The organism is Corynebacterium sp. 21KM1197 (assembly GCF_033783015.1).
In the GTDB taxonomy this organism is placed as follows: Bacteria; Actinomycetota; Actinomycetes; order Mycobacteriales; family Mycobacteriaceae; genus Corynebacterium.
In genome coordinates, this window is sequence record NZ_CP123907.1 from 2,065,200 (window position 1) to 2,087,515 (window position 22,316).

The 22,316-nt window shown below is 65.1% G+C and carries 21 protein-coding genes and 1 pseudogene; 15 read left to right on the top strand and 7 right to left on the bottom strand.

Features of this window, described 5'->3' with window-relative positions:
* The first annotated feature begins 1 nt into the window (after window position 1).
* The 6 genes from OLW90_RS10035 to OLW90_RS10060 all read left to right on the top strand — a co-directional run bounded on the left by OLW90_RS10035 (window position 2) and on the right by OLW90_RS10060 (window position 4,851).
* Window positions 2-493, top strand: a complete 492-nt coding sequence (locus OLW90_RS10035) for a Na(+)/H(+) antiporter subunit C (RefSeq protein ID WP_319649950.1) — start codon at window positions 2-4, stop codon at window positions 491-493.
* Window positions 486-2,285, top strand: coding sequence for a Na+/H+ antiporter subunit D (locus OLW90_RS10040; RefSeq protein ID WP_319649951.1), 1,800 nt, complete (start codon window positions 486-488; stop codon window positions 2,283-2,285). The genes OLW90_RS10035 and OLW90_RS10040 overlap by 8 nt, the downstream gene beginning before the upstream one ends.
* Entirely contained in the window at window positions 2,286-2,795 is a 510-nt protein-coding gene (locus OLW90_RS10045; protein ID WP_319649952.1) for a Na+/H+ antiporter subunit E, read from the top strand.
* A 5-nt stretch (window positions 2,796-2,800) separates the two neighbouring features.
* On the top strand, window positions 2,801-3,076 hold the full coding sequence (locus OLW90_RS10050; protein WP_319649953.1) for a monovalent cation/H+ antiporter complex subunit F: 276 nt from the start codon (window positions 2,801-2,803) through the stop codon (window positions 3,074-3,076).
* Between the two features lie 4 nt (window positions 3,077-3,080).
* The gene (gene mnhG, locus OLW90_RS10055; protein WP_319649954.1) at window positions 3,081-3,464 is read left to right on the top strand and encodes a monovalent cation/H(+) antiporter subunit G; all 384 of its coding nucleotides are present in this window, start codon (window positions 3,081-3,083) and stop codon (window positions 3,462-3,464) included.
* 151 nt (window positions 3,465-3,615) lie between these two features.
* Window positions 3,616-4,851 carry an ATP-binding protein gene (locus OLW90_RS10060; protein WP_319649955.1) on the top strand — a complete coding sequence of 412 codons (1,236 nt, stop codon included), beginning with the start codon at window positions 3,616-3,618 and terminating at the stop codon, window positions 4,849-4,851.
* Here OLW90_RS10060 and OLW90_RS10065 read toward each other — a convergent pair.
* From OLW90_RS10065 to OLW90_RS10075, 3 genes are read right to left on the bottom strand one after another with little or no spacing between them, the layout of a single operon-like run.
* Window positions 4,837-5,970: a glutamate--cysteine ligase gene (locus OLW90_RS10065; protein WP_319649956.1), complete on the bottom strand. Its 1,134-nt coding sequence runs from the start codon at window positions 5,968-5,970 to the stop codon at window positions 4,837-4,839. The genes OLW90_RS10060 and OLW90_RS10065 overlap by 15 nt on opposite strands.
* A 51-nt stretch (window positions 5,971-6,021) precedes the next feature.
* Window positions 6,022-6,885 (bottom strand): LytR C-terminal domain-containing protein, encoded by an 864-nt coding sequence (locus tag OLW90_RS10070; protein WP_319649957.1) that lies wholly within the window; start codon window positions 6,883-6,885, stop codon window positions 6,022-6,024.
* A 33-nt stretch (window positions 6,886-6,918) separates the two neighbouring features.
* Window positions 6,919-7,140, bottom strand: coding sequence for a DUF3263 domain-containing protein (locus tag OLW90_RS10075; RefSeq protein ID WP_319649958.1), 222 nt, complete (start codon window positions 7,138-7,140; stop codon window positions 6,919-6,921).
* Window positions 7,141-7,156: 16 nt separating this feature from the next.
* Between OLW90_RS10075 and OLW90_RS10080 the strand changes: the two are divergent.
* The 6 genes and pseudogenes from OLW90_RS10080 to OLW90_RS10105 form a co-directional block, all read left to right on the top strand.
* A pseudogene (locus OLW90_RS10080) lies at window positions 7,157-7,732 on the top strand (peptide deformylase); the annotation flags it as partial.
* Between the two features lie 104 nt (window positions 7,733-7,836).
* Complete coding sequence (locus tag OLW90_RS10085) at window positions 7,837-8,847, top strand: GNAT family N-acetyltransferase (protein ID WP_319649959.1); 1,011 nt, start codon at window positions 7,837-7,839, stop codon at window positions 8,845-8,847.
* A gap of 2 nt (window positions 8,848-8,849) precedes the next feature.
* A complete protein-coding gene (locus OLW90_RS10090; RefSeq protein ID WP_319649960.1) occupies window positions 8,850-9,686 on the top strand; it encodes an exodeoxyribonuclease III in 837 nt (278 codons plus the stop codon).
* A 17-nt stretch (window positions 9,687-9,703) separates the two neighbouring features.
* Window positions 9,704-11,200, top strand: coding sequence for a cardiolipin synthase (gene cls / locus OLW90_RS10095; RefSeq protein ID WP_319649961.1), 1,497 nt, complete (start codon window positions 9,704-9,706; stop codon window positions 11,198-11,200).
* Between the two features lie 468 nt (window positions 11,201-11,668).
* Window positions 11,669-12,106 (top strand): CAP domain-containing protein, encoded by a 438-nt coding sequence (locus OLW90_RS10100; protein WP_319649962.1) that lies wholly within the window; start codon window positions 11,669-11,671, stop codon window positions 12,104-12,106.
* Window positions 12,107-12,263: 157 nt separating this feature from the next.
* Window positions 12,264-13,484, top strand: coding sequence for a Na/Pi symporter (locus OLW90_RS10105; RefSeq protein ID WP_319649963.1), 1,221 nt, complete (start codon window positions 12,264-12,266; stop codon window positions 13,482-13,484).
* Window positions 13,485-13,494: 10 nt separating this feature from the next.
* Here the strand turns inward: OLW90_RS10105 and OLW90_RS10110 are convergent, their stop codons facing one another.
* From OLW90_RS10110 to OLW90_RS10125, 4 genes are all read right to left on the bottom strand, one after another.
* Window positions 13,495-14,352, bottom strand: a complete 858-nt coding sequence (locus OLW90_RS10110) for an EamA family transporter (protein WP_319649964.1) — start codon at window positions 14,350-14,352, stop codon at window positions 13,495-13,497.
* 197 nt (window positions 14,353-14,549) lie between these two features.
* Window positions 14,550-15,317, bottom strand: a complete 768-nt coding sequence (locus OLW90_RS10115) for a multidrug ABC transporter permease (protein ID WP_319649965.1) — start codon at window positions 15,315-15,317, stop codon at window positions 14,550-14,552.
* Window positions 15,318-15,319: 2 nt separating this feature from the next.
* Window positions 15,320-16,255 carry an ABC transporter ATP-binding protein gene (locus tag OLW90_RS10120; RefSeq protein ID WP_319649966.1) on the bottom strand — a complete coding sequence of 312 codons (936 nt, stop codon included), beginning with the start codon at window positions 16,253-16,255 and terminating at the stop codon, window positions 15,320-15,322.
* 285 nt (window positions 16,256-16,540) lie between these two features.
* A complete protein-coding gene (locus OLW90_RS10125) occupies window positions 16,541-17,071 on the bottom strand; it encodes an NUDIX hydrolase (RefSeq protein ID WP_319649967.1) in 531 nt (176 codons plus the stop codon).
* 54 nt (window positions 17,072-17,125) lie between these two features.
* Here OLW90_RS10125 and OLW90_RS10130 point away from each other — a divergent pair, with 54 nt between their 5' ends.
* From OLW90_RS10130 to OLW90_RS10140, 3 genes are read left to right on the top strand one after another with little or no spacing between them, the layout of a single operon-like run.
* A complete protein-coding gene (locus OLW90_RS10130; protein WP_319649968.1) occupies window positions 17,126-18,643 on the top strand; it encodes a hypothetical protein in 1,518 nt (505 codons plus the stop codon).
* Window positions 18,640-19,800, top strand: coding sequence for a glutamate ABC transporter substrate-binding protein (locus OLW90_RS10135; protein WP_319649969.1), 1,161 nt, complete (start codon window positions 18,640-18,642; stop codon window positions 19,798-19,800). Before OLW90_RS10130 ends, OLW90_RS10135 begins: the two co-directional genes overlap by 4 nt.
* Window positions 19,787-22,237: a serine/threonine protein kinase gene (locus OLW90_RS10140; RefSeq protein ID WP_319649970.1), complete on the top strand. Its 2,451-nt coding sequence runs from the start codon at window positions 19,787-19,789 to the stop codon at window positions 22,235-22,237. The genes OLW90_RS10135 and OLW90_RS10140 overlap by 14 nt, the downstream gene beginning before the upstream one ends.
* Window positions 22,238-22,316 lie beyond the last annotated feature (79 nt).

A 22,316-nucleotide genomic window follows, 5' to 3' on the forward strand; every position in this document is an offset into this window, starting at 1 on the left:
AATGGTTGCTAATCTCGTCCTGCTCATCGCCGCAGGAACGCTCATCTCCGCCGGGGTGTACCTGGTGCTGGATCGCGCCATGACCAAGATGATGCTCGGCCTCATGCTCATTGGTAATGGGGCAAACCTGCTGATCCTCCAGGCCGGGGGTGCGGCGGGCTCCCCGCCCATCATCGGCCGGGAATCGGAACTTTACGGGGAGGACATCGCGGACCCCCTGGCCCAGGCCATGATCCTCACCGCCATCGTGATCTCCATGGCGATGGTGGCGTTCATTCTCACCCTCGCCTACCGCCAGTATCGCTACCGCGCCGCGGACGTGATCGAGGACGATAGCGAGGACGCCGCCATCCTGGCCCGTCCCACCGTGGCCTCGGCTGCCCCCGATCACGATGCCTCCGACGATCCCTCCACGGGCCGCATGACCTCCGAGGGAGATAGCTTTGGCCCGCGTTCCTTCGAGTCTCCGGTGAAGGGGGAGGACAATGACTGATCTTGCTTCCCACCTCGCCCCATACATGCCGTACCTGATCCCGGTGCCCATTCTGGCCCCGGCGGTAGCGGCCGCGCTGACCCTGGTGCTCGCCCGCTTCATGCAGATGCAGCGCCTGGTGGCGTTTTTCTCCCTGCTGGGCACCATCACCGTCTCCGCGCTCATGCTGGTGGTGATCGACCAGGAGGGCAGCCAAACCCTGCAAATCGGCGGCTGGGATTCCCCCGTGGGGATCACGCTGGTGGCCGATCGCCTATCCACCCTCATGCTGAGCGTGTCCGGCCTCGTGCTCTTTGCCGTGATGTGGTACGCCATCGCCCAGGGCGTGCGCGATGGCGGTGAGGACGAACCCGTGGCCGTCTTTGTACCCACGTACCTCCTGCTCTCCATGGGCGTGAACATCTCCTTCCTCGCCGGGGACCTCTTTAACCTCTACGTGGGCTTTGAGGTGTTCCTGGTGGCCTCATACGTGTTGCTTACTTTGGGCGGCTCGGCCCCCCGCGTGCGCGCCGGCGTGGGCTACGTGATGGTCTCCATGGTCTCCTCCATGATCTTCCTCTTCGGCCTCGCCATGGTGTACGCCGCCGTGGGCACGCTGAACATGGCGCAGATCGGTATGCGCATGGAGGACGTCCCCTCCGGTACCCGCGCGGCGATCTTTGCGGTGCTGCTGGTGGCCTTTGGCATTAAGGCCGCCGTGTTCCCCCTCGACGCCTGGCTACCGGACTCCTACCCCACCGCCCCCTCGCTGGTCACCGCCGTGTTCGCGGGCCTGCTCACCAAGGTGGGCGTGTACTCCATCATCCGTGCCCAAACGGTGATCTTCACCGACGGCTCGCTCAATACCCTGCTCCTCGTAGTGGCCCTGGCCACCATGTTCGTGGGTATCCTCGGCGCGATGGCGCAGAGCGATATTAAGCGCCTGCTCTCCTTCACCCTGGTCAGCCACATCGGCTACATGATCTTTGGCCTAGCCCTGGGCACCGCCCACGGGCTTTCCGGGGCGATCTTCTACGCCGTGCACCACATTCTGGTGCAAACGGCCCTCTTCCTGGTGGTGGGGCTCATCGAGCGCCAGGCGGGTACCTCCTCGCTGCGCCGCCTGGGTTCCCTGCTCTACGCCACCCCCCTGATCGCCATCTTGTACTTCATTCCGGCGATCAACCTCGGCGGTATCCCGCCGTTCTCCGGGTTCATCGGCAAGATCATGCTCATGCAGGCGGGCGCGGAGCGCGGCGACGCCATGGCCTGGCTGCTCATCGGCGGCGCCGTAATCACCTCCCTGCTCACCCTGTACGTCATGGTGATCGTGTGGTCCAAGGGCTTCTGGCGCGACCGCAAGGACGCCCCCGAGGGGCACCTGGCCATCGCTCGCCCCGCCCCGCTGGCGGACGTCACCGACGAGGTGGAAATGACCGAGCGCGACGACGTAGGCCGTATCCCCGTGGGCATGGTGGGCTCCACCACCCTGCTGGTGGTGGCCTCCCTGGCGCTCACCGTCTTTGCCGGGCCGCTGGTGGGAGTGGCGCAGCGCGCCGCGGAATCCGCCTCCGACGTCAGCATTTACCGCTCGGCGGTGCTCGGCCCCAACGCCGATGATCCCACCCGCACCCTCGACCCCTCCGTGCGTTTGGACGAGGGACGCGATAGCTACGAGAGCCGCACGGCCTCCTCCACCGAGATGACCACGGCACCGGCGCTTACTACCGACGCCCCCGCTGCGGCGAGCACGGACAGCACCGCTGCGGCTTTGGCAAGCGCCACCGACCCCACACCCGAGGAGGAGCGCTAAATGTACCAAGGCGTAAGAAATAGAATGCGTCCCCTCACCCTGTTCTGGATCACGCTCCTATGGTGCGGCCTGATGGGCGAGGTCACCTGGGCCAACGTGATCGCGGGCCTCCTGGTGGGGCTGGGCGTCATCCTTATCCTGCCGCTGCCCCGGCTGCCCATCGCGCATCTCCCCGTGGAGTGGAAGGCTCTCTTTGTATTCCTGGGGTACTGGCTCAAGGAACTCTTCACCTCCAGCTTCGAGGTGGCCGCCCTCGCGCTGCGTCCCCGGGCGCTGCCCAAAACCGCCATCGTCCAGGCTCCCATGCGCGTGAATAGCGAGCTGATTCTCACCCTGGCCACCGGCCTGTATAACCTCCAACCGGGCGGCTGCATCACCGACATTGATATTGCCAACCGCATGTGGACGGTACACCTGGTAAACGCCTCCACACCGGAGGATATTGAACGGGAATTGGCGGTAATCCGCGCCCTGGAACGCAGCATGATCGACATTTTTGAAGGGAGATAAGGCACATGGATTCCACCATTTACCAGGCCGTTCTCACCGTGGCGGCAGTGCTATTTTGCGCCTCATTCCTGCTCACCAGTTGGCGTATCCTCGCCGGGCCCAATTCCCTCGACCGCGTAGTGGGGCTCGATGGCCTCGTGGCGATGGCTCAGTGTGCCCTCGCGGTGTACATCTGCTGGACGCTGGATACCACCGTCTCCAACGCCATGCTCGTGATCGCCCTGCTGGGCTTCATCTCGTCCGTATCCGTGGCCCGCTTCCGCAAGAGGGATGGTTCCTAGCCTCATGAACATTCAACTTGTCACCGACGTCATCTCCCTCATCTTCATTGTGGTGGGAGCGATCCTCTCCTTCGCCGGCTCCGTGGGATTGGTGCGCTTTGGCGATACGATGTCCCGGATTCACGCCGTGACCAAGCCCCAAACCGCGGGCCTCATCCTCACGATCCTCGGCGCGATCATTCGCGTGGCGGGCAGCGAGCACCTCAGCCCCGGCGAGCGCGGCGACATGGGAATTCTGCTACTGCTCATCGGATTCTCCTTCCTCACCTCCCCGGTGACCGCCCAGCGCATTGGCCGCGTGGCGCGCCGCGAGGGGCTGTACGCGGAGAAGGATCAGATGTCGCGTAACGACGCCCCCGCCGACCGCGCGCTGGGCAAGAAGCGCTAGGTTCGCTCTGCGTTAAATCCAGCCAACGCCCCCAGTGATCGCGTCAGTAACGTTCACTGAGGGCGTCAGTCTATAGAGTGAGAGGCTCAGTGAGTTTAGTGACGACATCACTCTATAGAGTGAGGGGTTCAGTGAACTACACTGATGGATTATGAACGGTCTTTCGGACCAACTCACCATCGACGCCAACCCCGTTCCCGGCACCAACACCGAAGATCTTGACCCAGACCTCCTCGACGAGGTGAAAAGGCATCTCCGCACCACCGGCAGTCGGGCGCTCAATGGCAGCGAGAATCAGTGGCTCCGATACATCAAAATCACCGATACCACCGGAGAATTGACCATGGCCGGTTTACTCTGCCTGGGCATCTACCCCCAGGAGGCCTTTCCGAATCACCTCATCGATGTAGCTGTTCACCCAGGGAATACAAAAAGCACCACCGCGCACACACGCTTCCTCGACCGCAAAGTGTGCGATGGTCACATTCCGGCCATGCTGCACGATTGCCTCCAAACCATAAAAAAGAATCTGCGTGTGCGACGCGTGGTTTCCGGTTCTCAAGGCCAGGACGTCCTAGAAATTCCCGAAGATGTACTCCGCGAGGCCCTTGCCAATGCCGTCATGCACCGCGATTATTCCGAGCAGGCCCTAGCACAGAGGATTCACGTGGACATCTATCCTGACCGCGTGGAAATCATCAGCCCCGGCGGTTTTCCTGGGGCCAAAAGCCCCAAAGATCTTCTGGACGGTATTCATGCGACCCGGAACCGCATCCTTGCTCGGCTTTTGGCGACAATCCCCACGCCTGCGGATAACGGTGGGGTGCTCGCGGAAAGTAATGGTTCCGGTATTCCCCGTATGTTTGCCGCCATGAGAGAAGCCGGGCTTCCTGTCCCCGAATATGACGTAGACATCGCCCAAGTCAAGGTAACCCTGCGCCGATTCGGTCTCATGGAGCCCAGCGTGAACGAATGGTTGAGTGGAGCCCTCGGGGAGGACTACCACCCCACAGAGGGCATTGCCCTCGTGCTCGCTCGGGAACTCGGAGTGGTCAGTATCGCGGACATGCGCACCCAAACAGGGCAGGATAGCGACGATCTCCGGGAAGCCCTCCACCGCCTCCGCGATCGCGGGTTACTTGCGGAGATGCGCCCCGATCACTTCCGTATCCCCACGCCGGAGGACCGTCTCAGCGAGGCCAAACGGGAGATTCTTAAGTCCCTCTCCCCCACCACCCCCATGTCCAGCAGGAATATCGCTAAGGCCACGGGCCGCAGTCTCGCCTCACTGCGCCCGATCCTAAGCCGGTTAGTGGATTCCGGCCTGATCCAGGCCACCGCCCCACCCACCAGCCGCAATCGCGCCTATCTCCTACCGGAGGGATAGCCCCGCTTCTAATTCATCACAGGCGGCCTTGACTGCGGGCACCCAGGAGTCCGCCTCCTGGTAGAGAGCGCGCTGCCGGGCGTACCCGGCACCCCGGTCAAGGATCCCCTCCACCAGGGCCAGTTCCTCGGCGCAGCCCAGTTCCTCCGCCAGCGGCATGAGTTCGGTCACCAGGGCGCGGAGTTCATCGCGCACCCACGCCTCATCGGTCTGGCGGGAGGTAATCACCAGGGCGTCGAGCCCGTAGCGCGCGGCGCGCCACTTGTTTTCGGCCACGTGCCAGGGCTGCAAGGTGGGAAGTTCCTCCCCGCGCTCGTACATGCGGTCATAGTGCACCACGAGGCAGTGCGTGAGGGCCACCACGGCGGAGAGTTCGCGGAGATTGGAGGTGGCGTCGGAAATGCGTACCTCGATGGTGCCCCACTTGGGCGCGGGGCGGACGTCGAAGTGCATGGAGCCGGTGTGATTGATCACGCCGGAGATGCCCTGATCGTGCATGTATCCCTCCCATTCCCGCCAGGAGCCGAATTGGTAGGGCATACCTGCGGTGGGAAGTTGCTGGTAGAGCATGGTGCGGTTGGAGGCGTACCCGGTGTCCACGCCGTCCCAGCCGGGGGAGGAGGCGGTGAGCGCCAAAAGGTGCGGGTACTTGGTCATGATCGCATTGATGATCGGCCACACGCGGTCCTCGTGGCTGATGCCCACGTGCACGTGGATACCCCAGATGAGCATTTGGGAACCCCAGTACTGCGTGCGCTCGATGATCTCGTTATAGGAACCCTTGACGGACACGGGGTTTTCCCGGAAGTCGGAGAAGGGGTGGGAGCCGGAGGACCACACCCGCAGTCCCAATTGGGCGGCGGCGTCGCGCACGGCGTGAAGATCGTGGGCGAGTTCCGCCACGGCCTGCGGAACGGTATCACACACTCCGGTGACTAGTTCCACGGTGTTTTGCAGGAACTCGCGCTCTAGGTGCACCTCGGGGTGCTCGCGTTCCACGATCTCTATAACCTCGGCGGCCTTGTGCGCGAGGTCGTAGGTGGCGGGGTCGATGAGGGCCACCTCCCATTCCACGCCCAGCGTGGGGCGCGGAGAGCGCTCGAACTTGATCTCAGGCATAGCGTTCGCTCGCCTCCATTTCGGGGTTGGGGAGGTGGATCTATAGGAATCCTACCGGGTGGGCGCCGCCACAGCCCCAGCGAGCACCACCGTGAGGTCACCCTGGCTCGCCGTGGTGGCGGGGAGGTTGGGATCGTAGGGGCGAGCCACGCCACCGAGTTGTTCGGCTAGACGACGCGCCCGGTCCTCGCTGCCGGGATGGAAGAACACGGTGGTTTCATTCACCTTGTACTGCTCCTCGGGGAGGTTGCCCACCTCACCGATCTGATTGCCCTGGCCCTCCAGCTGGCGGGAGGTATTGGCCGCCAGGTCCTGCACGGTGGAGTTATTGAGCACGTTCACGCGCCCGTTCTGCTCCTGAGCGTTCTGGCCCTGGTTCGCCTGCCCCTGGGCGTTGTGGTTATCGTTCTGTCCCTCGCTGGGGTTCTCCGCCGGGGCGCTCGGCGCGGGGCTGGCGGCCTGAGCGGGATCTTGTGCGGGGGCGGAGGGGTTCGTCTGGCTATCCCCCACCACGCCGTTGGCGTCCGCCGGGGCGGGAGCCTGGGTGGCCGGAATCTGCTGGGGAGCGCCGGTCACCGCGGGCTGCTGACCTGCCTGGCCCGGCTGCCCGGGGGGAACCTGACCAGCGGGCTGCTGCGCGGGGGCGGTGGCAGCCGTAGAAGTCTCGGCGGCGGAATCGCCGTCCTTATCCTCGCCGCCCACGAGCGCCCAGATACCCCAGATGGCCAGCAAAATCGCCACGGCCACGAGCACCATGGCGAGCCCGCGCAGGGGAATGCCGCTGCCCTCGCCGCGTTCCTCGGGCGCGTCCTCGGGGTAAGCAGCGCCAGCGGCACCGGCCGCTGCGGGATCGGCCGGGTAATCCTCGTCGTAGGCGTCCTCGTAGGGCTCGTAGTTCTCTCGATCTTTATTCACATCAGACACACTAGCCACTTTACATATCAAAAATTACAATTTCCCGTGGCGTTCCCGGAGTAGCGCCAGCCGCCGCACCAGCGCGGGGTGCGCGGCCATGGCCTCCGGGGCGTCGATAAGCAGATTGAGGCGCTGGTAATAGCGCACCGGGCTGATCCCCAGCTCCGCGCGGATCGCCTCCTCGCGCGCGCCCAGGGCACGCGGCGCGCGCTGCGCAAAGTCCAGCAGGCGGGCGTCGAAGTCACTCAGAGCCATGCCTACACTGTATTTCATGACTGTGCGCCCCATTGTGATCTACGGCGACCCGGTGCTGCATAACCCCACGCAGCCCGTTCCCGCCCCCTACCACGACCAGGAAGCCCTCATCGAGGACATGTTCGAGACGATGGAGGTGGCTCATGGCGTGGGCCTGGCCGCCAATCAGATCGGCCTGCCGCTGCGACTCTTCGTATATAACTGCCCCGATGACGAGGGGCACTGGCACCGCGGCTACGTGATTAACCCGGAGCTGGAAACCTCCGAGATTCCCACCACCATGCCCGCCGACGACGGCAGCGATGACGAGGGCTGCCTCTCCGTGCCCGGCGAGGGCTTCCCCACCGGGCGCGCCCACTGGGCCAAGGTCACCGGCGTGGACCTGGACGGCAACCCCGTGGAGGTGGAAGGCACCGGCTTTTTCGCCCGCTGCCTGCAACACGAGGTGGGCCACCTGGACGGGTACGTGTACACCGATACCCTCATCGGCCGATACAAGCGCCAGGCCAAGAAGGCCATCAAGGCCCACGAATGGAACCAGGCCGGCAATACCTGGATGCCGGGCGTGGACCCGGACCCCTTTGGGCACGATGACGTCCCCGCCTCCGACTCCGCGGCTTCCGATGCCCCTGCTGCCAACGCCGCAGGCACCGCCGTTCCCAGCACCACCCCCACCGCCGAGTAGCCCCGCACACCATGAGCACCTGGTTCCGCAGCCAGCCCATCGCGGTGGGAGACCGCGTGGTGGTGCGCCGCGCGCTGCCGGATACCCCCGGCCACCTCAGCGACGTGGTGGGGCACGTCCTCGCCCTCGATCCGCTCACCGTGCGCCCGCAAAAGGTGGGTGGCCTGCCCTCCCAGGCTCCCAGCGTGACGATCCCCGCCGAGCAGGTGCAGGTGGTGCGCAAACTCTCCCCGCGCCGCGTGCTCAACTCCGATATTCGCGCCATCGAGCAGGCCACCGCCGCCGCCTTTCCCGGTCTGGAGCATAGGTGGAGCGGCAACGGCCAATGGCTGCTGCGCGCGGGCGATGGCATCACGGAGCGCTCCAATTCCGCCACTCCCCTGGGCTCCTCCGCCGGGCTGAGCGCGGTACCCCTGGCGGAGATCAAGGAGTTCTATGCCGCCCACGGCCTGCCGGTGGTGATCCACCTTCCCGAGCGCCTTGCCCGCCCGGCGGAGGCCCTGTGCTCCGGCCCGGACTGGGAGCGCGGCCCGGAGATCCTGGTGATGACCAGGCAGATTGATGCCGCACCGGAACCCACGCAGCCCGTGCCGGGGCTAAGGTTCCGCGTGGACCCGCAGCCCGATGCGGACTGGCTGGCCATGTACCACTTCCGGGGCACGCCGCTGCCGGAGCGCGCGCTGCGGCTGCTGAGCACCGAAATCGAGGGCACCCTGGGCTTTGGCCGCCTGCTCACCACACAGGGCGATACCGTGGCCGTAACCCGGGGCACCATCACCTCCTCCCAGGACGGCCGAACCTGGCTGGGCTACTCCGCCGTGGAGGTGGCCCCCGCTTATCGACGCCGCGGTTTAGCCACCTGGCTGGGCGCGGAGATGTTGGCCTGGGGCCACGCCCACGGCGCGCAGGCCGCCTACCTCCAGGTACTCGAATCCAACGCGGCCGGGGTAGGCCTCTACACCGCGCAGGGATTTATAGAGCATCATCGACATCGCTACGCGCACCACCGGCTATCCTCGTAGCCATGCGCATAGCCACCTGGAACGTCAATTCGGCACGCACCCGCGCGGATCGCATGGTGGAGTTTTTACTCCGCCACGAGGTAGACGTGCTCGCGGTGCAGGAGACCAAGTGCTCCGACGATAAGTTCCCTTACTCCCACTTTGAGGAGATCGGCTACCAGGTGGCGCACGTGGGATACCACCAGTGGAACGGGGTGGCCCTGCTCTCCCGGGTGGGGTTGGAGGACGTATCCACCCACTTCCCCGATCAGCCCGGCTTTGCCAAGGATCCCACAGCAGAGCAGGCCCGCGAGGCCCGCGCGGTGGGGGCCACCTGCGGCGGGGTGCGGGTGTGGAGCCTGTACGTGCCCAATGGCCGGGAAATTGCGGATCGCCACTACGACTACAAATTGCGCTGGCTGTGGACGCTGCGCGATCAGGTCGCCGCGCACCTGCGCGAGGATCCCCAAGCCAGGCTGCTGCTCATGGGGGACTTCAACATCGCCCCCCGCGATGAGGACGTGTGGGATATGAGCGTGTTCGAGGGCCGCACCCACATCACCGAGCCCGAACGCGCCGCCTTCCAAGCCCTAGAGGAGGCCGGGCTGAATGAGGTCACCCGGCAGTTCACCGAGGACACCCGCTATACCTATTGGGATTACACCGCCGGGCGCTTTGGCAAGAACGAGGGCATGAGGATCGATTTTCAGCTGGCCAGCCCCGCGCTGGCGCGGGCCACCACGGCCGGGTTTGTGGACATGGAGGAGCGCTCCGGTAAGGGGGCCTCCGATCACGCCCCCGTGGTGGTGGACTATGACCTCGATGGTTCGGCCACCCCCGATTTTGATAGCGTGCGATAGAAAGCCAGCGATACACCGTGTTCTCCTTAAACCTCAATCTGGATACCTGGCAGCTCATTGGCCTCCTGGTGGATTACACCATCAAGATCATCGCCATTGGTTACGTCCCGGAGGGCCGCCGCCCCAGTTCCTCCACCGCCTGGCTGCTGGCCATTCTTCTTCTTCCCGTGGTGGGCCTGCCGCTGTTCCTCCTCATGGGCAGCCCCTACATCAATCGGCGCCGCCACCGCATTCAGCAGGAGGCCAACGCCATGATCGAGGACATTCAGGAGGACGCCCCTGATTACCCTCCCAGCGTCACGCTCTCCTCCGAGGTGGCCTCCCTGGTGCGGCTCAACCGCTCGCTGACCAATTTCCCCGCCCTGCCCGCCGTCAATGTGGGGCTGCACGCGGATTATGACGATATTCTGCGCCGCATGGCCGAGGCCGTGGATACCGCCCAGGATCACGTACACGTGGAGATTTACATCATGGCCTGGGATGACACCACCGATGTATTCTTCCGCGCCCTGGAACGCGCGGCGGCACGCGGCGTGCAGGTGCGCCTGCTCTTTGACCAGATCGGCAGCTACAAGTACCCGGGTTATCGCAAACTCGGCCGCCGCCTGGATTCCATCGGGGTGGAGTGGCAGCTCATGCTTCCGCTCCAGCCCTGGTACGGCCGCTTCCGACGCCCCGATCTGCGCAACCACCGCAAGATCCTGGTGGTGGACGGCAGGATCGGCTTCATGGGCTCCATGAACGCCATCGCACGCTCCTACCTCATGCCCAAGAACATCAAGAAGGGCCGCCAGTGGATCGACGCGATGGTGGAACTAGAGGGGCCCATCGTGGACTCCCTGGAAATGATCTTTGCCGTGGACTGGTATCTGGAATCCGGCGAGGACCTCAAACTGAGCAACACCACACACCCGGCCCCGCTCTCCGCGCTGTCCTCCTCGTCCACCAACGTGGCGCAGGTGCTTCCCTCCGGGCCGGGTTACACCACGGAACCCAACCTGCGCATGTTCACCTCCATCGTGCACCACGCCAAGGAACGGTTGATCCTGTGCAGCCCGTACTTCATTCCCGATGAATCCCTGCTCTCCGCCGTGACCACCGCCTGCTACCGAGGGGTACGGGTGGAACTTCTGGTCTCCGAGGAGGCCGATCAGTTCATGGTGCACCACGCCCAATCCAGCTATTACCAGGCCCTCCTGGAGGCCGGCGTGCGCATTTATCAGTTCCCCGCCCCCTATGTGCTGCACACCAAGTTCCTCCTGGCGGACCCGGACGCCACCGACGGCGATCCCATCGCCGTTCTTGGCTCCTCCAACATGGATATGCGCAGCTTCGGGCTCAACTACGAAGTCTCGCTCATGGTGGTGCGCGGAAACCTCATCGAGCAACTCAACGACCTCACTGCGGCCTACCAATCGGTGTCCACGGAACTGACTCTTGAGCAGTGGAATCAGCGCGGTTTTGCGCGCCGATACGTGGATAACGTCATGCGGCTTACCTCCGCTTTGCAGTGATTCTGCACCTATCACGGGTTGGGCAGACATCCGATCTGCCCGGCAACCAGCCACGATAAACGTCTGACATTAGGTTCAGACGTAGCACTTCAGACGTCCCACCGATAAACACCAGGTCAGAGGACTAAAGTCAAGACCTTAACCGGAAAAAGGTATAGCATTTTCCGACTCCTTAAAGTGTGGGCAGGATCACTAAAATATACCTTCGGCTACACGTCAGAGGGCATACCTCCCCGCTTTTCGGCGGTCGCCAGACGTACGATGTACACAATCTCCGGCATAGAACGTCGTTTTTCCGGGAGGTCACACCTCCGACAGCAAACAACCAGGGCTTTTTTCGATAATTTTTACCTATGGGAGAAATAGTTATAATCTCATACCATAGGAACGAAAGTCGCGCGGGGATTGTGCAGCCCATAGTGTGGTGCTCAACAAAGCAACAAGGCGACAAACCGAAAGGCCCCCACGATGTTCTCCCTGCGCAAGACCGTTAAGACCCTCTCCTCCGCCGCTCTGGCCACCGCCGTTTTGATCGTTCCGGCACAGGCGGCCCAGGCCTTTAACTGCTCCGACGCCCACGTGGTCAGCGTGGTGAACGCCACCAACGATTACCGCACCGCCAACGGCCTGAAGAAGGTGAACTGCGATAACCACCTCACCGCCGAGTCCCAGGAGTGGGCGGAGACCATGCGCGACACCAAGAACTTCGATCACGACCCGAACACCCGCACCGCCGAGAACATCGCCTACTACGGCTATCAGCCCAAGCCTGGGAACGTGGTACAGGATTGGATCGACTCACCCGGGCACCGCGCCAACGTGCTGGACAAGGACGCCGAGATCATCGGCGTGGGCTGGGCCCAGGACGAAAAGAAGCGCACCTATGCGGTGCAGCGCTTCTGGTAAGCCGCTCCCCCTTGTGATTTAGTGCCCCGTCTCCGGCGGGGCACTTTTTCTATGCCCAAGCGATTACACACCGCCCTCGGTGAATGCTAGGTTACTGATAAGAAAACACTGGGGAAACTTCTCGCCGCGCACGCGGCCACACAGCAGGAGGTGCCGCGTGGTATCGCAGACCACACCGATCCTGGGCACCCAGCACTACATGAACCCCAAGGACATCGCCCCACATGAGGACATGATCATGCTTTCCACCGCGGGCAAACTCATCCGCTGCGCCGGGGTCATAGCGGCCATCCTTTCTCTTTTCCTGGGTCTGTACCTAGTGGTAGACGGCATTTACGGCATGAGTTCGGGCTACGCTCAGCGCGTTTTCTCCTCCGCCACCCACCCCCTCATCGGTCTTGTTCTGGGAATCCTCGCCGCCGCCTTGCTGCAATCCTCCTCCGCAGCCACCGCGCTCACCGTGGCCGCGGTGGGCACCGGGGCAATTTCCGTGCCGGTGGCAATTCCGCTCATCATGGGGGCCAATATCGGCACCACCCTCACGGCCCTCGCGGCGTCGTTTAGCTATGGCCACCGCAACGGGGCTCGGTACCGGGCACTGAGCGCGGCGTTTCTCCACGCCTGGTTCAACGTTCTCATGGTGGCGGTGTTCCTCCCCCTGGAACTGCTCTTTCACCCCCTGCAAGCACTCTCCCACGCGGTGACGAACTTTTTCCTGCCCGAGGGACACCACGGGCTCAGCTCCGAACCCACCATCATCGGCCCCTTCACGCCCCTCATCGAGGCCATCGGAACCCAGGGCCTACTCGGCCGCCTCTTTCCCACGGTGAGCGGACTCGCCTGCGCGCTGCTGGGCGCGCTGCTCATTCTCCTCGGGCTACGCACCATGCGCGCGCTCCTGCGCACGCTCTTTGCCGCCACCACGCTCAGCGCCCTGGAACGCACCGTGGGCGGCTCGGGCGTGGCCGGGGTGGCCACCGGCGCCCTGGGCACGGCGGTGATTCAGTCCTCCACCGTCATCATTATTTCCCTCCTGCCCTTTGCCGCCACTCGTTCGCTCAAGCAACGCGAGGCACTCTTTCTCATCCTTGGGGCCAACGTGGGCACCACCGTGGGCGTGCTGCTGGCCTTTGCCGCACTCCCGCACAGCCCCCTGGGGGCCTTTGCCCTGCAAGCGGCCTTCGTCCACGTGATCTTCAACCTCATGGGCACCACCCTCGTGGTGGTCATTCCCGCGCTGCGTCGCGCGCTGCTTCGCACGGCCCGGCTCAGCGCTCATCACGCCAGCAAGAGCGCCCCCGCCGCGCTGGCCGTGCTCCTCGCCGCATACTGCGCGCTTCCCGCACTCATTCTGGGGCTGTGGGCAGCCAATAACTAAGGCCTCCGCACTATTCCTCCGAGAGCCACACCAGCAGGGCCCCGGATAACATCACCACGAACACCCCGCAGAGGGCCACGGCGCTCATCGTCTGCCCCAGCATGAGCCACCCCACCAGGGAACCCATCGCGGGATCAATGGCAAAGAGCGTGCCGATCACCCGCGCCGAGGTGATCCGCCCCGCCAGCGTATCCACCGAATAGGGAATCACCACCCCAATCACCGCGGAGAGCCCCAAAAGCCCCCACCCGGAGGCATTCACCTCCCCCACGTGGGGCATCCCCAGCGGCAGCGTGAGCAGCGCCGCCACCGTCACCGAGAGCGCCAAACCATCGAGCCCGCTGCCCGCCTTGCCCACCCGGCTGGCAAACACCGTGTACAGCCCGAAGAAGAACGCCGCCCCCAGCCCGGCCGCGTAGCCCACCGCGTCAAAGTATCCCCACGGCCCCACCGAGATCAGCGCCACGCCCAGCAGGGAGGCCACCGCGCACAGCCCCTCCCGCAGCCTGCGCGAGGCCATGAGCGCCACCGCGCACGGGCCGAGGAAGTCCAGGGTCACCGCCACGCCCAGGGGCAGGCGCTCGATGGCGCTATAAAGGCAGAGGTTCATCAGCGCCATCGCCACGCCATACACCGCAATCCCCAGCCACTCGGCACGGCCGCGTCCCCGCAACCGGGGCCGCACCAACACGAGGAGTACCAGGGCCGCGATCACCATGCGCAGGGCGCTGGTGCCAAAGGGCCCGTAGGAATCAAAGAGCCCGGCGGAGATCGCGGAGGAGGTCTGAATCCCCGCCGAGCCGATAAAGATCAGCCCCGCCGCGATCAGCACGGAGCGGCGCGTGATTACTTGCTGTGCAGCGGGCATGAGGCGGGGCCTTTCGTACGGCTTGGTGCGTTCGCCGTGCCGCCTCGCACCACCGGGGATAGGCGCTCAACGAATCACAGCCAAGCAATAGAAATGAGGTGCCCATCACATTACTGCGTGATGGGCACCTCGCGCCGGAAAAATAGTCAGGCTCAGCCGCTCCTATGCCGCGTCCATGCCCCGAGTTCCACTCAGTCCTAGGCGTCCCGCCGGGCGAACAAGGCAAAGCCCAGGCCCCAGATGCCCACGGCCCAGAGCGCAAAGTACAGCCCACTGTGCATCACTCCCCAGTCCCCAGCAGGAATCTGCCCCAGGAACGCCTGGAAGTGCTGGAAGGGCAGGTACTCGGCCACCTTGGCACCGATCTTGGGGAGCATGCTCACCGCCCCTTCCAGGACCATCATCCACGCCAGCACCAGCACCACGGCCCCCGCCGTGTTGCGCACCATCAGGGCAATGCCCTGCGTGAGCGTGGTCAGCAGCACCATGCTCAGGGGCGTGGTCCACAGGAAGGTCAGGGCGTGGCCATCTTCAAAGAAGCTCGTGGGAGTCAGCCCCGGAATCAGCGCGCCGCCCACCGCATAGGCCACCAGCACCACCAGCAGGGTGAGCACCGCGATGTGCACCGCGTAGGCCAGCCACTTAGCCACGGCCACCACGATCCGGCTCGGGGTGGCCAGCAGGGTAAGCGCCTGTCCGCCAAAGCGATACTCAGTGCTCACCGTCATGGCCGCCTGAACCACCACCACGGGCAGGCAGGCAACCACGAGTCCCCCGAGGAGAAGATCCGGGGTGACCATCGCCTCATATCCCTCCATTCCCGTGGGATTGGCGGCGGTGGTCGCGCCAAACCCCACCGGAACGATCAATCCCAGGAACAAAAACACCGCGCTCGTCCACCACAGGGAGGCCGTGCTGCGCAGTTTCAGGTATTCCGCGCGATACGTATTCAACAAGGAACTCATGGTTACTTTTCTCCTCCCCCGGTGCGGTACTGCACGGCCCCGCCGGTGATGTCCATAAAGGCGTCCTCCAGGGAGGCCCGCTGCTCCGTCAGTTCGCTCAGCGCAATGCCCTGCTCAAAGGCCACGCGCCCCAGTTCATCGGTGGTCGTGCCCGTCACGGTGAGCACGGGGCGATTCTCCTCGTCCACACCTGGTTGTGCATCCCTCCCCATCGCGCGCAACGCGCTCGCCAAACGCTCCAATTCTTCCGGTACCACCGCGCGCACCCGCGCCGAGGTGGCGGAATGTTGCTTGACAAACTCCGCCGTGGGGGTATCCGCGATCAGCCGCCCCTGGCCGATCACCACCAGGTGATCCGCAGTGAGCGCCATCTCAGAGAGCAGGTGCGAACTCACCAGCACGCTACGCCCCTGGGCCGCAAAGGCCCGCAGGAAGTTGCGCACCCACCGGATTCCCTCCGGGTCGAGGCCATTGACGGGCTCGTCGAGCACCAGCGTGTGCGGGTCGCCCAAAAGCGCCGCCGCCAGGCCCAGGCGCTGCCCCATACCCAGGGAGAAGCCCCCGGCCTTTTTACTAGCGACGTCGCTTAGCCCCACGATTCCCAGCACCTCGTCCACACGGGAGCGGGGAATACCGTTGGTGGTGGCGATCCATTGGAGGTGCCGCGCTGCGGAGCGATTGGGGTGCACCGCCTTGGCGTCCAGCAGCGCCCCCACGTGCCGCAGGGGCTCGCGCAATTCCGCATAGGGGGTGCCGTTGATCGTGGCGCTGCCCGCGCTCGGCTTGTCCAGCCCCAGAATCATGCGCATGGTGGTGGACTTTCCGGCTCCATTGGGGCCCAGAAAGCCCGTGACCATTCCCGAGCGCACGGAGAAGCTGAGGTCGTTCACGGCGAGCGTGCCGCCGTATTTCTTTGTCAGTCCCTTTGCTTCAATCACGCCACAAGCGTGCCACAGGTGTGCCTACCCGCGCGGTGAAAGCCACTCACTGCTTTGTGGATAGATATGACATATGCTGCTTCTCATGGCTCTCAAATCATCCGGGGATAGAGAGGAAACCATGACTTCCCATACTGATAACGACGCACTTTCTGCGTGGGCCGAAACCGACGAAGCGCTAGAAGCGCTCAGCGCCGCCGTCCAACGGCCACAACAGCACAGCGAGTCGGTGGAAATAGCGAAACGCGCTTTCCACTCAGCCGGTATTCCCAGCCCTCGCGTCGATCATTCATCGCTAGGCGAACCCTCCGCCGCAGGCACCACCCCGCCCAACAATCGCCGCAGCCCCGGCCACGCCCGCGCAAAGGCCGGGAGCAGCACCAGATCCGCCACCTCCTCGATGGGCACCCACCGCAGTTCCACGGATTCCTCGTTGGGTTCGTAGGGCACCGCCGCGCCCGTCACCGTCTCCGCCAGCACGGTGGTGTACGTCCACTGTCCCGCGAGTTCGGGGCGTTCGGGGTCGGCGGGAAAGGGGCCTGCGGTGCGATGCTCCGCTAGCACGCGGATCTGGGCGGCGTCGATGGCGGTTTCCTCGCGGGCCTCGCGCAGGGCGGCGTCGGTAGCCGTCTCCTGGGAGTCTCGCGCCCCGCCGGGTAGCGCCCAGGTTCCGCCGTGGTGCGTCCAGGGCGCGCGGTGCTGCATGAGCACGGTGCCTTCCCGGCGCGCCACGAGGAGCAGGCCCGCGGCCCCGAATCTCCCCCACAGTGTGCCGCCGCCGGGGCCTGCCGCCCATCCGTTGCCGTCTCCGCTCATGCTTTCCCAGCCTAGTGCTAGCCATAAGGTGGGTTGGCGCGTTATCCTAAAAAAATGACTGGTGATCAGGGACACTCCCCCAAGGGACACCTGCGCCAGCGGCTGCGCGGCCCCTGGGAGCGGGCGGCCTCACGGAGGCGCAAGGCCCCGCTTTTCGACGCCGCCGAGCTCCCCCACGACACCGAGGACCACTGGCTCGACCGGGTGGATGACCAGGAGGACACCCCCCGCAGTTCCCTCAAAACCCTCTGGGTTTCCGCCTCCTCCGGCCCGCTGTACCGGCTGCGGGTGATCTGGCGGTTTATCTCCACCACGCCGGGCAAGATGGTCACTCTCACCATCATCCTGGCCGTGGCTCTTTTTGCCGCCGGGTATTCCATGAGCGATTACTCTGCGGCCCGGCAGCAGTCCCTCACGGAGATGCTGGACACCACCGAGCCCACCAGTTCCGCCGCCCACCACCTCTATACCTCGCTCTCGCTCGCGGACACGATGGCCACCACCGGCATGGTGCAGTCCGGGGTCATGCCGGAGGAGTCTCTGAGCCTCTATTATCAGGCCCTTGATCGGGCCTCCCATGCCGCCTCCGAGGTGTCGGCGGGGTTTGGTGATGAGGACCCCACGGCGGCGGAACTGATCTCCCGGGTGCAGCGGCAGTTGCCGGTGTACGCCGGGCTGGTGGAAACCTCGCGGGCCAATAATCGCCAGGGTAACCCGGTGAGTGTGTCCTACATGGCGGAGGCCTCGGCGCTCATGCGCGAGGAGATTCTGCGGGATGCCTCCGCGATCTTTGACCGCGCCAGCCACAACGTGTCCACCCAGCAGTACCAGGCCATGCGCCCGCAGTGGGTGCCGCTTTCCGGCCTCTTGGCCGCCGTGATCTTCCTGCTCATCGCCCAATGGTGGCTGTGGCGGATCACGCGGCGGCGGTTGAACAAGGGGTTCCTTGCCGCCACCGCCATGATGTGCCTGGCCATCCTGTGGGTATCCGGCTCCAACTTTGCCACCTGGCAGGCGGGAAACCGCAGCTTCGAGCAGGCGGCCCTGCCCTGGGATTCGCTGACCGCCTCGCGGATTCTGGCCCAGCAGGCCCGCACCTCGGAGACGCTGGCGCTGGTGCGCCGCCAAAGCATCGAGGATACGACCTCCTCCTTCCAGGAGACCACGCAGGCCTTGAGTTCCGCCCTGGACGATGTGGAGCGGGCGCAGTCCCGCGCCCCGGAGCGCTCGCAGGAGTCCCTGACGGCGGCGCGCACGGCGCTCGCCCAGTGGGAGGAGGCCCACGGGGAACTGGTGCGCACGCTGCGCTCCGGGGAGTTTACCGAGGCCCTGCGGCTGACCACGGATACCTCAAGCCACGGCCAGGAGTCCCCCACGGCGGCGGGTGCCTTTGCCGCCCTCGATGATTCTCTGGGCGATCTGATCTCCCAATCGCGCTCCACCATGCGTTCCTTTATCCGCGATGGTCTTTCCGCCACGGCGTTGGTTTCCATGTCCGTGCTGCTGCTCTCGCTGAGTTCCATCGTGGCGGTGGTGCTGGGCATGCGCCCTCGCTTGCAGGAGTACCTATGATTCCGCCGATTCCGAGTCTTTCGCGCACTTCGCGCTCCCCGCAACGGCACCGGCAGCGCCGCCGTTCCCTCGCCCACCGCGCTCACCGCGCCACGGGGGGCGTAGGTCACCGGCGGTTGGCTCTCCTCGCCTCCCTCACCGGCCTGGCGCTGGGGCTTTCCGCCTGTTCCTCCCCCCTGGCCGAACGCGCCATGCGCAATAGCCCCCAGGAGCACGCGGAGGCCACCGAGGCCGCCGCGGCGGCCCTGAACTTCGGCCCGCCCCTGCCCGCCGGTGCCGTGGTGGAACGCCCCGGCGAGCGCGCCGCCACCACCGAGCACCGCTCCGCGCCCGAGGAGGACGCGGAGGGGTCGTTGCGCCCCGATTCCGCCAAGCCCGAGGAGCGAGTGCCCGAGATCATCGAGCGCGGCAGGCTCATCGTGGGGGTGGATCAATCCCTGTATCGCATTAGTTACCGCGATCCCCGCTATGGCGACGTGCGCGGCTTCGAGGTGGATCTGGCCCGCGAAATCGCCCGCGATATTTTTGGCGATCCGCACAAGGTGGAGTTCCGCTTCATGGAGTCCGCCGGGAGCCTGGATTCCCTGAACAAGGGCGCGGTGGACGCGGTAATCCGCACCATGAGCATTACCCCGGAGCGCCAGGAGACGGTGGCCTTTTCCGCCCCGTACCTTTCCACCCACAAGCGCCTGCTGGTGAGCAACAGCACGGACATCACCTCCACCGAGGATCTTGGTGGGCGCACGGTGTGCGTGGCCGATGGTTCCACCGGGCTCGCGGAGGCCCGCGCGCAGGCCCCCGCTTCCTCCATCGTGAAAACCCGCAGTTGGTCCGATTGCCTCGTGGCCCTGCAACAGCACCAAACGGAGGCCATTTTGGCCGATGACGTGCTGCTCTCCGGCATCGCCGCGCAGGATCAGTTCACGCAGATCGTGGGCCCGGCGCTCTCCCAGGAGGACTACGGGGTGGCGATGGCCCTGCCGGAGGAGGGCGGCAACCCCGGCCTGGTGCGCCAGGTGAACTCCACCCTGGAGCGGATTCGCACCGACGGCACCTGGTGGGACATGTATAACCGCTGGTTCGGCCCCTACCTAAATAGTTCCGGCCCGCCACCCCCGCACTATCGCTCGGAGGAGGAGACCCATGCACAAGAATGAGGACACCCCCGAGGCCGCTCCCCACGAGCCCCACGAGGACGCACCCCGGGAGGACATTCCCCGCGATGATGAGGCCCACCTCTACGCGGAGGACGATGCCGAGGGCCCCGCCACGGAGGCCGTTCCCTTTGATCCTTTCGCGGACGAGGAGGACGCCCCGGCCACCGCCGCCGTTCCCTTCGACCCCTTTGCCGACGAGGAGGATACGGACGCCGAGGAGGTGGGCGACATCGCCGCCCTGCTCAGCGACATGGGTTCGCTACGCGACGCCGCCACGGCCCGCATGGATACCTCGGAGCGGGCGCGTCGGGAAGCACTGAGCACGTTCCGACGCCGCCGCGCCGAGCGTCGCACCGACCGCACCGTGGCGGGCGGCATGGTCACCCTGCCGTTTATCAACCTGCTTCCCCCCGAGCAGGCCCTGCAAGATCCCACGGGCAAGAAGGTTTCTCCCCCGCAGCTCTCCCCCGGTGACATCGTGGCGGATCAGTACGAGGTGCTGGGGGTCATCGCGCACGGGGGCATGGGCTGGATCTATCTGGCGGAGGATCGCAACGTCTCCGAGCGCCTGGTGGTGCTCAAGGGCATGCAGGCGGAAAAGGAGGTGCACGACGCCGGCGCCGCCGTGGCGGAGCGCGAGTTCCTGGCGGATATTACCCACCCCGGCATCGTGAAGATCTTTAACTTCATCGACGATCCCCGCGTGCCCGGCGGCTTCATCGTGATGGAATACGTCAGCGGCCCCAGCCTGCGCGATCGCATGCGCACCTATCCCGGCGGGAACCTACCCATCGACGTCGCCATCGCCTATATCCTGGAGATTCTTCCGGCCCTGGAATACCTCCACTCGCGCGGGGTGGTGTACAACGATCTCAAGCCGGAAAACATCATCGCCACCGAGGATCAGGTCAAACTCATCGACCTCGGCGCGGTGTCCGGCATCGGGGCCTACGGCTACATTTACGGCACACGCGGCTACCAGGCACCGGAGGTGCCCACCCAGGGCCCCAGCATCGCCAGCGATATTTACACGGTGGGCCGCACCCTCGCCGCGCTCACCATCACCATGCCCACCACCGACGGCGCGCTCGACCCCGGTATCCCCTCCCCCACCGACGAGCCGCTGCTGCGCCGCTACTTGAGCTTCTACCGGCTGCTCACGCGCGCCACCAACCCCAACCCGGAGGAGCGCTTCACCAGCCTCTCCGCCCTGCGCAGCCAGCTCTACGGCGTGCTGCGCGAGGTCATCGCGCTGCGCGACGGCCGCCAGTTCCCCGCGCAGCACTCCCTCTTCTCCCCTCAGCGCCGCACCTTTGGCACCAAGCACCTGGTGTTCCGCACCGATCAGCTTATCGACGGCATCGACCGCACCGTGCGCATTACCTCCGGCGAGGTCATGCAGGCCCTGCCCGTGCCCCTGGTGGATCGCAACGACGTGGGCGCCGGTATGCTCTCCGGTTTCTCCTACACCGAGCCGGAGGAGGCCCTGGAAACCCTACACCAGGCCATGAATACCCCGGAGTATGAGAAGTCCGCGGAAATCCCCTTCGGAGTGGTGCGCGCCATGCTTGACCTGGGTTTTACCGGCCAGGCGCGCTCCTGGCTGGGTTCCCTGGAATACCGCCTGGGGCATGACTGGCGCTATCAGTGGTACTCCGCCACCACCTACCTGCTCATGGAGGATTACCAGCAGGCCCAGCGGCACTTTTATAACGTACTGCGGATCCTACCCGGCGAGGCCGCCCCCAAACTCGCCCTAGCCGCCGTGGACGAGTTAATCCTCCAGGACCTCGGCTACACCGAGCAGACCCTCCTGCCCGAGGACGCCGCTCACACCATCACCACCTCCGGGCCGAACTTTGAGGAACTGGCCAAGGACTTTTTCACCCGCATCGACCGCGACTGGACGCACCTCACCCACGATCCCCTAGTGCTGCGCTTCCACGCCATCCGCCTCTACAGCCTGGTATGGGTGACCAACCCCGCCACCGTCTCCTCCGCCTTTGGCCTGGCCCGCCAACTCATGGCGGAAAACCAACTGGAACTGGCCATTCAGGCCCTGGACAAGGTGCCGCAGGCCTCCCGCCATCACCGCATGGCGCAACTGACCAATATCCTGCAACTGATCTCCAAGAACCTCACCGAATCCCGAATCCGCCGCGCCGCACGCCGCCTGGAGGAGATCCCCACCAACGAGCCGCGCTTCCTCCAGATCAAGACCGCCATCTTCTCCTCCGGGCTGAAGTTCCTCCGGGACTCCGGCCTGGATCAGGCGGCCTCCCCCAACGCGCTGCTCGATTACCCCTTTACCCAGCGCGGATTGCGCTACGCGCTTGCCGACGCCCTGCGCCGCCAGGCCCGCAACGCCCCCTTCCCCCGGCACCGCTACGACCTGGTGGACATGGCGAACCAGGTGCGGCCGGTGACATGGTTTTAGGGGAGGGCACTCCCAGGCTCGCATGGCAGACGCTTGTTAATTTTAACAACGCTTCAAATCTCTGTTAAGTTTAACAAGC

What these genes read in the sequence shown, in the direction of transcription:
- OLW90_RS10140 (WP_319649970.1), top strand. Translation starts at nt 19,787, where the DNA reads ATGCACAAGAATGAGGACACCCCCGAGGCCGCTCCCCACGAGCCCCAC.
- OLW90_RS10075 (WP_319649958.1), bottom strand. Translation starts at nt 7,140, where the DNA reads ATGGCTCTGAGTGACTTCGACGCCCGCCTGCTGGACTTTGCGCAGCGC.
- OLW90_RS10065 (WP_319649956.1), bottom strand. Translation starts at nt 5,970, where the DNA reads ATGCCTGAGATCAAGTTCGAGCGCTCTCCGCGCCCCACGCTGGGCGTG.
- OLW90_RS10040 (WP_319649951.1), top strand. Translation starts at nt 486, where the DNA reads ATGACTGATCTTGCTTCCCACCTCGCCCCATACATGCCGTACCTGATC.
- OLW90_RS10060 (WP_319649955.1), top strand. Translation starts at nt 3,616, where the DNA reads ATGAACGGTCTTTCGGACCAACTCACCATCGACGCCAACCCCGTTCCC.
- OLW90_RS10100 (WP_319649962.1), top strand. Translation starts at nt 11,669, where the DNA reads ATGTTCTCCCTGCGCAAGACCGTTAAGACCCTCTCCTCCGCCGCTCTG.
- OLW90_RS10090 (WP_319649960.1), top strand. Translation starts at nt 8,850, where the DNA reads ATGCGCATAGCCACCTGGAACGTCAATTCGGCACGCACCCGCGCGGAT.
- OLW90_RS10110 (WP_319649964.1), bottom strand. Translation starts at nt 14,352, where the DNA reads ATGCCCGCTGCACAGCAAGTAATCACGCGCCGCTCCGTGCTGATCGCG.
- OLW90_RS10085 (WP_319649959.1), top strand. Translation starts at nt 7,837, where the DNA reads ATGAGCACCTGGTTCCGCAGCCAGCCCATCGCGGTGGGAGACCGCGTG.
- OLW90_RS10045 (WP_319649952.1), top strand. Translation starts at nt 2,286, where the DNA reads ATGTACCAAGGCGTAAGAAATAGAATGCGTCCCCTCACCCTGTTCTGG.
- OLW90_RS10135 (WP_319649969.1), top strand. Translation starts at nt 18,640, where the DNA reads ATGATTCCGCCGATTCCGAGTCTTTCGCGCACTTCGCGCTCCCCGCAA.
- OLW90_RS10115 (WP_319649965.1), bottom strand. Translation starts at nt 15,317, where the DNA reads ATGAGTTCCTTGTTGAATACGTATCGCGCGGAATACCTGAAACTGCGC.
- OLW90_RS10050 (WP_319649953.1), top strand. Translation starts at nt 2,801, where the DNA reads ATGGATTCCACCATTTACCAGGCCGTTCTCACCGTGGCGGCAGTGCTA.
- OLW90_RS10035 (WP_319649950.1), top strand. Translation starts at nt 2, where the DNA reads ATGGTTGCTAATCTCGTCCTGCTCATCGCCGCAGGAACGCTCATCTCC.
- OLW90_RS10125 (WP_319649967.1), bottom strand. Translation starts at nt 17,071, where the DNA reads ATGAGCGGAGACGGCAACGGATGGGCGGCAGGCCCCGGCGGCGGCACA.
- mnhG (WP_319649954.1), top strand. Translation starts at nt 3,081, where the DNA reads ATGAACATTCAACTTGTCACCGACGTCATCTCCCTCATCTTCATTGTG.
- OLW90_RS10130 (WP_319649968.1), top strand. Translation starts at nt 17,126, where the DNA reads ATGACTGGTGATCAGGGACACTCCCCCAAGGGACACCTGCGCCAGCGG.